General features: G+C 70.1%; 10 protein-coding genes. 2 read left to right on the top strand and 8 right to left on the bottom strand.

The annotated features are described in order from the left end of the window. Positions 1–10: 10 nt before the first annotated feature. Positions 11–1,480 carry an aldehyde dehydrogenase family protein gene (locus QA802_RS00875; RefSeq protein WP_334517375.1) on the bottom strand — a complete coding sequence of 490 codons (1,470 nt, stop codon included), beginning with the start codon at positions 1,478–1,480 and terminating at the stop codon, positions 11–13. A 216-nt stretch (positions 1,481–1,696) separates the two neighbouring features. Here QA802_RS00875 and purU point away from each other — a divergent pair, with 216 nt between their 5' ends. Further along, complete coding sequence (gene purU, locus QA802_RS00880; protein WP_334517377.1) at positions 1,697–2,578, top strand: formyltetrahydrofolate deformylase; 882 nt, start codon at positions 1,697–1,699, stop codon at positions 2,576–2,578. 103 nt (positions 2,579–2,681) lie between these two features. Here the strand turns inward: purU and QA802_RS00885 are convergent, their stop codons facing one another. Both QA802_RS00885 and betA read right to left on the bottom strand, forming a co-directional pair. Further along, entirely contained in the window at positions 2,682–3,527 is an 846-nt protein-coding gene (locus QA802_RS00885; protein WP_334517379.1) for a methylenetetrahydrofolate reductase, read from the bottom strand. Positions 3,528–3,530: 3 nt separating this feature from the next. Next, on the bottom strand, positions 3,531–5,201 hold the full coding sequence (gene betA / locus QA802_RS00890; RefSeq protein WP_334517381.1) for a choline dehydrogenase: 1,671 nt from the start codon (positions 5,199–5,201) through the stop codon (positions 3,531–3,533). Between the two features lie 201 nt (positions 5,202–5,402). On the opposite strand from betA, the gene QA802_RS00895 reads away from it, so the two are divergent. After that, positions 5,403–6,149, top strand: a complete 747-nt coding sequence (locus QA802_RS00895) for an IclR family transcriptional regulator (RefSeq protein WP_319168402.1) — start codon at positions 5,403–5,405, stop codon at positions 6,147–6,149. A 1-nt stretch (position 6,150) separates the two neighbouring features. Here the strand turns inward: QA802_RS00895 and QA802_RS00900 are convergent, their stop codons facing one another. The 5 genes from QA802_RS00900 to QA802_RS00920 form a co-directional block, all read right to left on the bottom strand. Next, positions 6,151–7,281 carry an aromatic ring-hydroxylating oxygenase subunit alpha gene (locus QA802_RS00900; protein ID WP_334517383.1) on the bottom strand — a complete coding sequence of 377 codons (1,131 nt, stop codon included), beginning with the start codon at positions 7,279–7,281 and terminating at the stop codon, positions 6,151–6,153. Positions 7,282–7,413: 132 nt separating this feature from the next. After that, positions 7,414–8,577 (bottom strand): NAD(P)/FAD-dependent oxidoreductase, encoded by a 1,164-nt coding sequence (locus QA802_RS00905; protein WP_334517384.1) that lies wholly within the window; start codon positions 8,575–8,577, stop codon positions 7,414–7,416. Beyond that, on the bottom strand, positions 8,574–8,936 hold the full coding sequence (locus QA802_RS00910) for a bifunctional 3-phenylpropionate/cinnamic acid dioxygenase ferredoxin subunit (protein WP_334517385.1): 363 nt from the start codon (positions 8,934–8,936) through the stop codon (positions 8,574–8,576). The genes QA802_RS00905 and QA802_RS00910 overlap by 4 nt, the downstream gene beginning before the upstream one ends. 286 nt (positions 8,937–9,222) lie before the next feature. Further along, positions 9,223–10,980: a BCCT family transporter gene (locus QA802_RS00915; protein WP_334517386.1), complete on the bottom strand. Its 1,758-nt coding sequence runs from the start codon at positions 10,978–10,980 to the stop codon at positions 9,223–9,225. Positions 10,981–11,218: 238 nt separating this feature from the next. Then, the gene (locus tag QA802_RS00920) at positions 11,219–13,534 is read right to left on the bottom strand and encodes an FdhF/YdeP family oxidoreductase (RefSeq protein ID WP_334517388.1); all 2,316 of its coding nucleotides are present in this window, start codon (positions 13,532–13,534) and stop codon (positions 11,219–11,221) included. Positions 13,535–13,679 lie beyond the last annotated feature (145 nt).

Here is a 13,679-nt window from a genome sequence, read left to right on the forward strand (position 1 = left end):
CTTTCGGCGTTCAGCCGCTGAACCAGCGCTGCGGCCGGGGTTGGATGTTCTGCCATATGTGCTTGGGCTCTCGGTACTCGTTCAGACCGGACGGTCCCAGCTCCCGGCCCACACCCGAATGCCCGAAACCACCCCACTCCGCCTGCGGCACATAGGGGTGGTAGTCGTTGATCCACACCGTGCCGTGCCGCAGCCGCCGGGCGACCCGCTGCGCCTTGCCGGCGTCCTGCGTCCACACCGCCCCGGCGAGTCCGTACTCGGTGTCGTTGGCGATGCGTACGGCGTCGTCCTCGTCGGTGAAGCGCTCCACGGTGAGCACCGGGCCGAACGACTCCTCGTGCACCACGCGCATGTCCTGCCGGCACTCGTCGAGCACGGTGGGCGGGTAGTAGTGGCCGCCCGCGAGGGCGGGGTCGTCGGGGCGTGCGCCGCCGCAGCGCAGTACGGCTCCCTCGGCGAGGCCGGCCGCGACATAGGCCTCGACCTTGTCCCGGTGCTGTGCGGAGATGAGCGCTCCGGTCTCGGCCTCGTCGTCGTAGGGGCCGCCGAGGCGGATCAGCCGGGCGCGGCGGACGACCTCGTCGACGAAGCGGTCGTGCAGTGAGTCCTCGACGATCAGCCGGGCGCCGGCCGAGCACACCTGGCCCGAGTGCAGGAAGACCGCGGTGAGGGCGAAGTCCACGGCCGTGTCGAAGTCGGCGTCGGCGAAGACGACGTTGGGGTTCTTGCCGCCCAGTTCCAGCGCGACCTTCTTCACGGTCGCGGCGGCGGTGGCCATGATGCGCCTGCCGGTCTCCAGGCCGCCGGTGAAGGAGACCATGTCGACGCGGGGGTCCTCGGACAGCGGAGCCCCGACCTCGGGGCCGGCGCCCAGGACGAGGTTGGCCGCGCCGGCCGGCAGCCCGGCCTCCTCGAGCGCCTTCATCAGCAGGATCGAGGTGGAGGGGGTGAGTTCGCTGGGCTTCAAAACGATCGTGTTGCCGGCCAGGAGGGCCGGGGCGACCTTCCAACTGGCTTGCAGCAGAGGGTAGTTCCACGGGGTGATCAGTGCGCACACGCCGATCGGCTCGTACACGACGCGGCTGACGGTGTCATTGCGGCCGGTGTCGATGACCCGGCCCGCGTCGGTTCCGGCGATGCCGCCGTAGTAGCGGAAGCAGGAGACGACGTCGGCGATGTCGTACGCACTCTCCACCACCCGCTTGCCGGTGTCCAGGGACTCCGCGCGGGCGAAGACCTCGGCGTCGCGCTCGATCAGGTCGGCGGTGCGCAGCAGGAGTGCGCCGCGCTCACGCTCGGGGGTACCCGGCCAGGGGCCGGCGTCGAAGGCCTCCCGGGCCGCGGCGATCGCCGCCTCGGTGTCGGGGCGCGTTCCTTCCGATACGGTCGCCGTGAGCGTCCCGTCAGCGGGACATCGGATCTCCCGGTGACCGCCGGCCACCGGGGCCCGCCATTCGCCATTCACATACAGGTCTGCCACGCGCCGAGCCTTCCGACCGAATCCGTTGCGCATCGTGCACCCGATTGCTTGTGATGGAACACCCTGTCGGCTGGCCAGACAGACGTCAAGACATTGGCGGATGACGATTTGGCCATGCGGTCACTTCCCCGCCCACTCTTGACCGCAGGCGGCGCCGAGCCGACCATGTTGCGTATCGCTCACCTTGTTGTGCAATACGCACCGACGGAGGCCGTCGTGTCCAAAAGGTTCCCCCGCCCGCAGCCTGGCCGTGAGTTCGTCCTCACCCTTTCCTGCCCCGACAGTGCCGGGCTGGTTCACGCCGTGAGCGGCTATCTCGTCAGGAACTCCGGCAACATCCTGGAAAGCCAGCAGTTCGACGACCGGCTCCAGGGCCGTTTCTTCATGCGGGTCCACTTCGACGTCTCCGACCCGAACGTCGATCTGGAGGGCCTGCGGTACCGCTTCGGCCCCGTCGCCCAGGCCTACGGCATCTCGTGGTCCCTCAGCGACGCCGCCACGCCGACCCGGACGCTGATCATGGTGTCCAAGTTCGGGCACTGCCTGAACGACCTGCTCTTCCGCCAGCGGGCGGGCGCGCTCAACATCGAGATCCCCGCGATCGTCTCCAACCACCAGGAGTTCGAGAAGCTCGCGGAGACGTACGGCATTCCGTTCCACCACGTCCCGGTGACCCGGGACACCAAGCCGGAGGCCGAGGCACGACTGCTCGAACTCGTCCGTGACCTGGACATCGACCTGGTGGTGCTGGCCCGCTACATGCAGATCCTCTCCGACGACCTGTGCAAGCAGCTCGAGGGCCGCGCCATCAACATCCACCACTCCTTCCTCCCCAGCTTCAAGGGCGCACGCCCCTACGACCAGGCCTACGACCGCGGGGTGAAGCTCGTCGGCGCGACGGCGCACTATGTGACGTCGGACCTGGACGAGGGCCAGATCATCGAGCAGGGCGTCGTGCGGGTGGACCACTCGCTGGACCCGGGCGAGCTGGTCACGGTCGGCCGGGACGTGGAGGCGCAGGTGCTCGCGCACGCCGTGAAGTGGCACAGCGAGAGCCGCGTGATGGTCGAGGGCAACCGCACGGTCGTCTTCCGCTGAGCGGTACGACTTCCGCATACGAACGCCGGACGGGCGAAGAGCCCGTCCGGCGTTGCGTTTTTGGAGTCGTGTGGCGGCGGCAGGCGGCGCGGGAGCGGTGTGCTCAGCCCTCCAACCGGTCCAGCAGGGACCGCCGCCACCGCTCCGTCTCCGCGATCTGGTTGAAGGTGAACAGGTGCAGCCCCGCAACCTTGGACGCCGGGTCTGTGAGGGCGTTCCGCGTGCGGGCGAGCAGCGTGTGAGGCGCGTAGCCGCCGGGCGCGGCGAGGCGCACGAACCACGACGGGTGCCGGGTCAGGAAACGGGCCGACTCCCCCACCCCGATCTTCGTCGCCATGGCCAGCAGCTTCGCCCGCTGCACGGGCCCCGCGACGCCGACATGGACCGGCAGGGTCACGTCCCGGCGCCTGATACGCCCGAGCCACTCCCCCAGCACCCGCGGGTCGAAGCAGAGGTTGCTCACGAGGTACGTGGCGTGCTCGCGCTTGTCCCACATCGCCTGGACGGTGACGTCGTCGTGGATGAGCGGGTGGCTCTCGGGATAGCCGGTGACCCCGACGCGGGCGAACGGCCCGCCCAGCTCGCTCAGGCGGCGTAGCACCGGCAGCGACCCCTCGTAGGGTCCGGCCGGCGGGTCGGCGTCGCCCGCCGGGACGAACACGTCGTCCACGCCCGCCTCGCGCAGCCGGTCCACGACCTCCTTCAGGTGCAGGTCGTCCCGCAGGAGCCGGGCGGGGACGTGCGGGACCGTGCGGTACCCGTGCGCGGCCAGCCGGCCGGCGAGGTCGAGGGTCGGTTCCAGGCCCTTGACCGGTGACGCCGTCACGGTGACGACGACGTCCCGCGGGACATGGGCGAGGACCTTCTCCTCGGTGGTCCTCGCCGGCAGCACCTCGTAGCGGACCGTCCTCAGCAGCGCGCCGAGCCCGCCGAGTCCTGCGGCGGCCAACGTCTACTCCGCCCGCAGCCGCGCGTCACCGTGGCGGTAGTACGCGGCGTTCGACGGCGCCAGGGGCTTCTTGCCGAGGATCAGGTCGGCGGCCTTCTCGGCGATCATCATCACCGGTGCGTAGATGTTGCCGTTGGTGACGTACGGCATGACGGAGGCGTCCACCACCCGCAGTCCGTCCACGCCGTGCACGCGCATGCTGGCGGGGTCGACGACGGACATCTCGTCTGTGCCCATCTTGCAGGTGCAGGACGGGTGCAGGGCGGTCTCGCCGTCCTCGGCGACCCAGGCGAGGATCTCCTCGTCCGACTCGACGGACGGTCCGGGGGAGATCTCCCCGCCGTTGTAGGGGGCGAGCGCGGGCTGGTTGAGGAGCTTGCGGGCCACCCGGATCGCCTCGACCCACTCGCGGCGGTCCTGCTCGGTGGAGAGGTAGTTGAAGCGCAGGGCGGGGTGCTCCCCCGGGTCCCGGCTCTTGATCTTCACCGAGCCGATGGCGTCGGAGTACATGGGTCCGACGTGCACCTGATAGCCGTGTCCGCCGGCCGGCACGGAGCCGTCGTAGCGGACCGCGATCGGCAGGAAGTGGAACATCAGGTTGGGATAGTCCACGTCCTCGTTGCTGCGGGCGAACCCGCCGGCCTCGAAGTGGTTGGTGGCGGCCGGGCCCTTGCGGAACAGCCACTGGAGCCCGATGAAGGGCGCCCGCCACTTCGCCAGGTACGGCTGCATGGAGACGGGCTGCTTGCAGGCGTACTGGATGTAGACCTCCAGGTGGTCCTGCATGTTCTCGCCGACGCCGGGGAGGTCGTGGACGACGTCGATGCCGAGCGCCCGCAGTTCCCCGGCGTTGCCGACGCCGGAGAGCTGGAGCAGCTGCGGCGAGTTGATCGCGCCGCCGCAGAGGATGACCTCCTTGGCGCGCACCTGCTTCGGGGCGCCCTTGCCGCGCCGGTACTCGACGCCGACCGCCTTCTTGCCCTCGAAGAGCACACGGGTGACGAGGGCGCGGGTGGTGACCGTGAGGTTGGGGCGTTTGCGGACGGGCTTCAGATACGCCTTCGAGGCGGAGAGCCGGCGACCGCGGTGGACGTTGCGGTCGAACTTGGCGAAGCCTTCCTGCCGGAAGCCGTTGACGTCGTCGGTGGGGGCGTGGCCCGCTTCCTCGGTGGCCTTGAGGAAGGCGCCGAAGAGAGGGTTCGTCGCCGGGCCGCGCTCCAGGACGAGGGGGCCGCTGTGGCCGCGGAACTCGTCGTCGGGGTCGGCCGCGAGGCAGTTCTCCATGCGCCGGAAGTAGGGCAGGCAGTGCGCGTAGTCCCAGGACTCCATGCCGGGATCGGCGGCCCAGCGCTCGTAGTCCATGGGGTTGCCACGCTGGAAGATCATGCCGTTGATGCTGCTGGACCCGCCCAGTACCTTGCCGCGCGCGTGGTAGACGCGCCGACCGCCCATGTGGGGCTCGGGCTCGGACTCGTACTTCCAGTCGTAGAAGCGGCTGCCGATCGGGTAGGTCAGCGCCGCGGGCATGTGGATGAAGACGTCCCACGGGAAGTCCGACCGGCCCGCTTCCAGGACCAGAACCCGGTTCGCCGGGTCGGCGGACAGCCTGTTTGCCAGTGCACTGCCCGCGGAACCACCACCGACGATCACGAAGTCGTACTGCACAGGAGCCATGGTGCCTCGTCTCACTCGCGCCGTAGATATGCGTGGCATGCTAGACCCGGTCGCGCTATACGCACCAGGTTGCGAACGGCGCAACTTATGGAAGTTCGCCGCGGGGTGCTTGCTTGCAATCGCGTTGTTTACTGCGCGTATAGTTGCACGGTGAGCAACTACAGCCTTGACTCAGAAACGTCGAACGCACCGGCGGGCGGGGTGCAGTCGGTCGACCGCGCCATCAGCGTCCTGGAGATCCTCGCGCAGCGTGGCGAAGCCGGTGTCAGCGAGGTGGCCGCCGAGATCGAGGTGCACAAGTCCACGGCCTTCCGTCTCCTCGGAGCCCTGGAAGCGCGCGGCCTGGTCGAGCAGGCCGGCGAGCGCGGCAAGTACCGGCTCGGCTTCGGCATCGTGCGCCTGGCCGGCGCGGTCACGGGCCGTATCGACATCACGCAGCAGGGCCGTCCGGTGTGCGAGCGGCTGGCCGAGGAGATCGGCGAGACCGTCAACATCGCCGTGATGCAGGAGCAGTACGCGATCAACCTGTACCAGGTGCGCGGACCGGGAGCGGTCACCGCGCACAACTGGGTGGGCCAGCTGACTCCGCTGCACGCCACGTCGAGCGGCAAGATCCTGCTGGCCCACCTGCCGGCGAAGGAGCGCGCCACGCTGCTGACGGCCGCGGGCATGAAGAAGGTCACCCCGTACACCATCACCGCGAAGACGAAGCTGGAGAAGAACCTCGTCACCGCCCGGGAGCAGGGTTACGCCTTCACCCTGGAGGAGCTGGAGATCGGTCTGCACGCCATGGCCGCCCCGGTGCGCAACCGGGACGGCGAGGTCATCGCCGCTCTCAGCGCCTCCGGACCGTCGTACCGGTTCACCGAGGAACGGCTGCACGAACTGTCCCCGGTGCTGGTCAAGGGCGCCGACGAGATCAGTCACCGCATGGGCTTCCTGGGCTGATTCACCCCCGGGGAGCGCCGAGGCGCTCGTTCACCCAGTCATGGAAGGCACCGATGTGGTGTTCGCTGGGCACCAGCACACCGCCCTTGGCGTACAGCCGTGAGCTCATGCCGGGCTGGGTCCGCTCACAGGCCTCGAAGTCCTGCCGGTTGACCCGGTCGAAGAGTTCCACGGACCGGCTGACGTCCTTGCCGCTCTCGACGACGTGCGGCAGATAAAGCCAGTCGCACTCGACGATCGTGCGGTCGGCCGCCACCGGGTACATCCGGTGGAAGATCACGTGGTCGGGGACGAGGTTGATGAACACCTGCGGCCGCACGGTGATCGCGTAGTAACGCCGGTCCTGGTCCTCGGCGACCCCCGGAATGCGGTCCAGGCCCTCGGAGCCGTCCACCGTGAACCCCTGGACCTCCTCACCGAACTCCGCGCCATGGCCCACGTAGTACTGGGCCGCGTACCCGTCCGCGAACTCCGGCAGCACCTCGGTCAGTTCGGGATGGATCGTCGCGCAGTGGTAGCACTCCATGAAGTTCTCGATGACGAGCTTCCAGTTCGCCTTCACGTCATAGGTGATCCGACGCCCGACGGACAGGTTGTCGATGTCGTACCGCTCGATCGACTCGACGTCGCCCAGGCGGGCCACGACCTCACCGATGACGTCCTCCTCGAAGGACGGCGGGTTCTCCGCGAGGCAGACCCAGACGTAGCCGAGCCATTCCCGCACGGCGACACTCACCAGGCCGTACTCGGTGCGGCCGACGTCGGGCATCTTGGTCAGGTTCGGCGCCGCGACCAGCTTGCCGTCCAGACCGTACGTCCAGGCGTGGTACGGGCACTGGAAGGCCCGCTTGACCTCGCCGGACTCCTCGGTGCACAGCTTGGCCCCGCGATGCCGGCAGACGTTGAAGTAGGCGCGGATCGAGTTGTCCCTGGCCCGGGTGACCAGGATGCTCTCGCGGCCCACGTCGACGGTGCGGAAGGCCCCGGGCTTCGCCAGCTCGGACGCCCGGGCGACGCAGAACCACATGGTCTCGAATATGTGCTCCTGCTCCTGGGCGAAGACCGCCGGATCGGTGTAGGAGGAGCCGGGAAGAGTGGCGATCAGGCTGTCGGGCAGGCCGGTCGAGGTCACGGGGCACTCCTCGGTGAACGTCGCGTAGGGGTCATTCGGACGCCGGGAGAGGAACGACTCCGGACGGCGTTGTGTGTGGAGCAACGCTGCGCGCTATGGGCAACCGCAGCATGGGGTGGCGCCGGGGTGCTGTCAAGACGTTCCGGCGGCCAGTTGCTTGCGCGCCCGCATGAACAGCCGCGGCTGGTTCATGCCGAGCACGGCGACCGGCCGGCCGTCACGCCGGTAGACGGCGAGGACGTCGCGGTCGTCCGCCGAGCCCGCCTCGACGGTGATGCTGTCGGCCTCGGCCGCGTGGCCGGCGAACTGGATGCGGACGCCGTACTGGTCCGACCAGAAGTACGGCGGCCGGGGCACACCCGGCTCGACCGCACCCCCCGCCAGCAGGGTGGCGACGGCGGCCTCCGGGCGCTCGCGCGCGCCGGTCCAGTGCTCCACGCGGCGGTGACGGCCGACCCGGGGGTCGTACCAGTTGGCGCAGTCGCCGACCGCGACCACACCGGCCAGGCTGGTACGGCCGTCCGCACCGCACTTCACGCCGTCGTCGAGGGCGATGCCGGAACCCTCCAGCCATGCGACGCACGGGCGGGCCCCGACTCCGACGACGACGATGTCGGCGGGGACGCTGCGGCCGTCCTCCAGCAGGACGGCGTCGACCCGGTGCTCCCCGCTCAGCCCCTTGACACCGACGCCGCACAACAGCCGCACACCGTGATCGGTGTGGAGACCGGAGACGACGGCCCCCATGGTGGCGCCGAGCGGCCCGGCGAGCGGGGTGGGGGCCGCTTCCACGACGGTCACGTCGAGACCGAGGGCGTACGCGGTGGAGGCGACCTCGGCGCCGATGAAACCGCCGCCTATCACCACCAGGCGTCCGCCGCCCGCCAGTTCGTCCCGCAGGGCACGGGCGTCGTCCAGGGTGCGCAGGGTGTGCACTCCGGCGAGGCCCGCGGAGCCCGGCAGGGCGCGCGCCACGGCACCGGTGGCGATGACGAAGCCGTCGGCACGCACCTCACGTCCGTCGGCGAGACGGACGGTGCGCGCGGGGTGGTCGAGGCCGGTGGCGCGGGTGCCGAGCAGCCACTCCGCCGCCAGGTCCTCGCCCTCCGCCTCCAGGGCGAGTTCGGCCTCGCCGAGGGTGCCGGACAGGAACTCCTTGGACAGCGGGGGCCTGTCGTAGGGGCGGTGCGGCTCGTCCCCGATGACGACCAGGCGTCCGTCGAAGCCCTGCTTGCGCAGCGAGCGCGCCGCCGACAGACCGGCGAGGGAGGCGCCGACCACGGCGACGGTCCTCACGCGGGACCCCCGGCGAGCCGGGCGGAGATGCAGGGCGGCAGGTTGGGCGCCTCCGTGGAGAGCCGGACGTGGATCATGCCGTCCTCGACGACGACCTCGTGCGTCCGGACCGGCAGCTTCGCCGGCGGGGAGTCGACCGAGCCGGTGCGCAGGTCGAACTTGGAGGCATGCAGCGGGCATTCCACCTCGCAGCCCTCCAGCCAGCCGTCGGCGAGCGAGGCGTCCTGGTGGGTGCAGGTGTCGTCGATGGCGAAAACCTCGCCGTCGTCGGTGTGGAACACCGACACCGGCGGGTCGACGTCGAGCCTGAAGGCCTCACCTCGCGGGAGATCCGCGAGACGGCACGCGGGAATCATCATGACACCTCGGTGCGTATAACGAAACGGTTTGCGGTAAGCGCAACATCAGTCTGGAGTCGCCCAGAACCCTTGTCAAGGCATCCAGAGGCCCCTTCGAGTCCCGCAAGGCGTTGCGGCATCCACAACTCACCTCACATAGAACAACTCAAGACGCCTACGTCGTCGCCCCGCGGCGACCGCGGGGCGAGGGCGGGCGCATGCTCCCGGAGGCGGACGCGAAGACCCGGCGGGCCCGTGGCCGCGCAGAGCGGTGCCACGGGCCCGCCGGTCGGCGGGTCCGGCGGTCTCAGACGGCGGACGAGACGGACGGCGAGGACTCCCCGGTCTGCGAGGGCCCCGCACTCTCCTCGCCGGCCGTGGACGTGGCGGGGCCGATGCGAAGCTCGAAGTCCCCGTCGTATTTCTCGTGGCCGGCGATGACGGCCGTCTCGACGGCCTCCTCGCCCATGCGTCCGCGGATGATGAGCGGATCGTGACGCAGGTCCCGGTTGAGCGCGACGCACAACCCGATCATCACGAGGGTGAAGGGGGCCGCCGCGAGGATGGTGAGGTTCTGGAGCCCCGTGAGCGCGTCGCCCTTGCCTCCGCCGATGAGCAGCATGACGGCGGCGACGGCCCCGGTCAGCACACCCCAGAACACCACGACACCCCGGGAGGGTTCCAGGGAGCCCCGCTGCGAGAGCGTCCCCATCACGATGGAGGCGGCGTCCGCGCCGGAGACGAAGAAGATGCCGACGAGCACCATCACGACGACGCTCGTCACCGTGGCCATGGGGTACTGCTGGAGGACGTCGAAGAGCTGACCCTGGGCGGTCGCGGCGTCGTTGAGGCGACCGGACTCCTGGAGACGCATCGCCGAGCCGCCGAAGACGGCGAACCAGAGCAGGCTGACACTGCTGGGCACCAGGATGACGCCCCCGACGAACTGCCGGATGGTACGGCCGCGGCTGATGCGCGCGATGAACATGCCGACGAACGGCGTCCAGGAGATCCACCACGCCCAGTAGAAGACCGTCCAGCTCGCCAGCCAGTCGGCGACCCCCTTGCCGCTGGACGCCTCGGTACGGCCCGCCATCTGGGCGAGGTCGCCGAGGAAGGCGCCGACGGAGGTGGGCAGCAGGTCGAGGATGAAGACGGTCGGGCCGACGAGGAACACGAACAGCGCGAGGGCCACCGCCAGCACCATGTTGGTGTTGGAGAGCCACTGGATGCCCTTCTCGATCCCGGACACCGCCGAGGCGACGAAAGCCACGGTCAGCACGGCGATCACGAGGACCAGCAGTCCGGTGCCGACCGACCCCAGCCAGCCGAGTCCCGTGAAGCCGCTGCCGATCTGGAGGGCGCCCAGCCCGAGGGAGGCCGCCGAGCCGAAGAGGGTGGCGAAGATGGCGAGGACGTCGATGGCCCTGCCGGGCCAGCCGTTCACCCTCTTCTCACCGAGCAACGGGGTGAAGACCGCGCTGATCAGCTGGCGGCGTCCGCGCCGGAAGGTGCTGTAGGCGATGGCGAGACCCACGACCGCGTACATCGCCCACGGGTGGAGCGTCCAGTGGAAGAGGGTCGTGGCCATGGCGGTCTCCATGGCCTGGTTGGCGTCGGCCGGGTCGGTGCCCGGCGGCGGTGTGACGAAGTGCGAGAGCGGCTCGCTCACGCCGTAGAACATCAGGCCGATGCCCATGCCGGCGCTGAACATCATGGCGATCCACGAGACGGTGCGGAACTCGGGCTGCTCCCCCTCCTTTCCGAGGGTGATCCGCCCGTAACGGCTCATCGCCAGCCAGAGGGCGAAGACCACGAAGCCCGAGGCGGCGAGGACGAAGGCCCAGCCGCCGTTGCGGATCGTCCCGTCCAGCAGCTTCCCGGACACGCTCTCCAGCGCGTCGGTCGCGGTGGCTCCCCACACGACGAAGGCCAGGGTGAGGGCCGCGGAGACGCCGAACACGACGGGGTCGGTCCGGGGACGGCCGGCGGCCGCCCCGCCTCTGGGCGGTTCCTGTCCGACGGGACGACCTGCGCTCCCGTTCCGTTCGCGGGCTCTGCTCATCAGATCGTTCCTTCCACAGACAGCGGTGGATGCTCCGCCCGGGCGACGGTCGCGCCCGGGCAGGAAGGGAGTGGTATCGACAACGGGGCGACTGCCACCAAGATCAGGTTGCGAATAGTGCACCAGAATCCACTATGAGCAACAACGATCTGACGCCCGGGGGAGGCTGTCAAGGGATGCGTCAAGACGACGTGCGCGTGCTCCGGATCGGGCAGCGGAGCGTTCTCCTCGTCGGACCTCAGGTCCCCGTGGGCCGGCCGGCGGGGACCGGCTCCAGGCGGACGACGATCGACTTCGAGGTGGGGGTGTTGCTGACCGCCGCCGTGGAGTCCAGGGGGACCAGGACGTTGGTCTCGGGGAAGTAGGCCGCGCAGCAGTCGCGGGGCGTCGGGTAGGGCACCACGCGGAAGGCCGGCGCCCTGCGTTCCACACCGTCGTCGTACTCGCTGACGATGTCGACGAGGTCCCCGTCGGCCAGGCCCCGGTCGGCGAGGTCGTCGGGATGCACGAAGAGGACCCGGCGGCCCTGGTGGATGCCGCGATAGCGGTCGTCCAGGCCGTAGACGGTGGTGTTGTACTGGTCGTGGGAACGGAGGGTCTGGAGCAGCAGCCGGCCCGGCGGCACATGGGGCCGTTCCAGCGGGTTGGCGGTGAAGTGGGCCAGCCCCGTGGCGGTGGTGAACCGGCGTTCGTCGCGCGGCGGGTGGGGCAGCGCGAAGCCGCCGGGCTCTCGTACCCGGTGGTTGAAGTCCTGGAAGCCGGGGATCACGCGCGCTATGCGGTCGCGAATACTGTCGTAGTCCTTCTCGAACTCCTCCCAGGGCACGTGCGAGCCCGCTTCCCCGAGCGCGGCACGCGCCATCCGGCAGATGATCGCGGGCTCGCTCAGCAGATGATCGGAGGCGGGGGCGAGGCGCCCTCGGGAGAGGTGCACCATGCCCATGGAGTCCTCGACGGTGACCTGTTGGGGTCCGGCAGGCCGCAGGTCGGCCTCGGTGCGGCCGAGACACGGCAGGATGAGCGCCTGCTCGCCTGCGACGACGTGCGAGCGGTTGAGCTTGGTGGAGATCTGCACGGTGAGGCGGCAGTTGCGCAGGGCCCGCTCGGTGAGGCCGGTGTCGGGGGCGGCGGCGGCGAAGTTGCCGCCGAGTGCGACGAAGACCCGTACGTCGCCGTCGCGCATGGCACGGACGCTCTCGACCGCGTCGTGGCCGTGGCGCCTCGGGGGCGTGAACGCGAACTCGGCGCCGAGCGCGTCCAGGAACGCGTCGTCCGGCTTCTCGTAGATGCCCATGGTGCGGTCGCCCTGCACGTTGGAGTGGCCGCGCACCGGGCAGAGGCCGGCGCCCGGGCGGCCGATGTTGCCGCGCAGCAGGAGGAAGTTCACGACGTCGCGGATGGTGGGGACGGAGTGCTTGTGCTGGGTGAGGCCCATGGCCCAGCAGACGACGATCTTCTCGGCGGCCGGCACCTCGCGGAACGCGGCCCGGATCTCCTCCTCGGGCAGGCCGGTGGCCGTCAGGATCTCGTCCCACGACACCCTTCGGGCGTGCTCGGCGAACTCCTGGAAGCCGTGTGTGTACCGGTCGATGAAGGGCGTGTCCAGACAGCTGCCGGGAACCTGGTCCTCCGCCTCCAGCAGCATGCGGTTGAAGGCCTGGAACAGCGCCTGGTCCCCGCCCAGTCTGATCTGGAGGAACCGGTCGGCCAGGCGGGTGCCGCCGCCGAGGACACCGGACGGCCGCTGGGGGTTCTTGAACCGCAGCAGCCCCGCCTCGGGAAGCGGGTTGACCGCGATGATCCGGGCGCCCCGGCGCTTGGCGGTCTCCAGCGAGGAGAGCATCCGGGGGTGGTTGGTGCCGGGGTTCTGACCGACCACGAGGATGAGGTCGGCGTCGTGCAGATCCTCCAGGGTGACGCTTCCCTTGCCGATGCCTATCGTCTCCGTCAGCGCCGATCCGCTGGACTCGTGGCACATGTTGGAGCAGTCCGGCAGGTTGTTGGTGCCGAGCATCCGGACGAACAGCTGGTACAGGAAAGCGGCCTCGTTGCTCGCCCGGCCGGAGGTGTAGAAGGCGGCCTGGTCGGGGTGGTCGAGGGCGGCGAGTTCACGGGCGATCACGGCGAACGCGTCGTCCCAGGAGATCGGCCGGTAGCGGTCGTCGCCGGCCGCGCGGTACATGGGGTGGGTCAGCCGGCCCTGCCGGCCGAGCCAGTAGTCACTGGCGGGGAGCAGGTCCGCCAGGGTGTGCCCGGCGAAGAAGTCCGGGGTGACCCGGCGCACGGTGGCCTCCTCGGCCACCGCCTTGGCGCCGTTCTCGCAGAACTCCGCGGTGTGCCGGTGCTCCGGCTCGGGCCAGGCACAGCCGGGGCAGTCGAAGCCCTCCTTCTGGTTGACCCGGAGGAGGGTCAGCAGGCCCCGGCGGGCTCCCATCTGCTCGCCGGCATGCCGGAGCGAGGAGGTGACCGCGGGGAGGCCGGCAGCGTACTCCTTCGGGGGACCGACCCGCAGCCGGGCGTCTCCGGGGTCGTCGGCAGGTGCGTTGCGAGTCATCTGAAGCGCCACTCCGGGGTGTAGGGGATCAGAGCCGTCCCGTCGCCGGGCGTCCCGGCCTCCCGCGCGGGCCGTGCGGCCGTGCGGGCCGTCGGCACAGACCCCGAGAGGTTACGAGGTTGCGTACTACGGAACAGTGCCGCCA

This window comes from Streptomyces sp. B21-105, from assembly GCF_036898465.1.
Lineage (GTDB): Bacteria > Actinomycetota > Actinomycetes > Streptomycetales > Streptomycetaceae > Streptomyces.

Excerpts from the sequence above, each read along its gene's own strand:
- betA (WP_334517381.1), bottom strand. The coding sequence starts at position 5,201 with ATGGCTCCTGTGCAGTACGACTTCGTGATCGTCGGTGGTGGTTCCGCG.
- QA802_RS00910 (WP_334517385.1), bottom strand. The coding sequence starts at position 8,936 with ATGATGATTCCCGCGTGCCGTCTCGCGGATCTCCCGCGAGGTGAGGCC.
- QA802_RS00915 (WP_334517386.1), bottom strand. The coding sequence starts at position 10,980 with ATGAGCAGAGCCCGCGAACGGAACGGGAGCGCAGGTCGTCCCGTCGGA.
- QA802_RS00920 (WP_334517388.1), bottom strand. The coding sequence starts at position 13,534 with ATGACTCGCAACGCACCTGCCGACGACCCCGGAGACGCCCGGCTGCGG.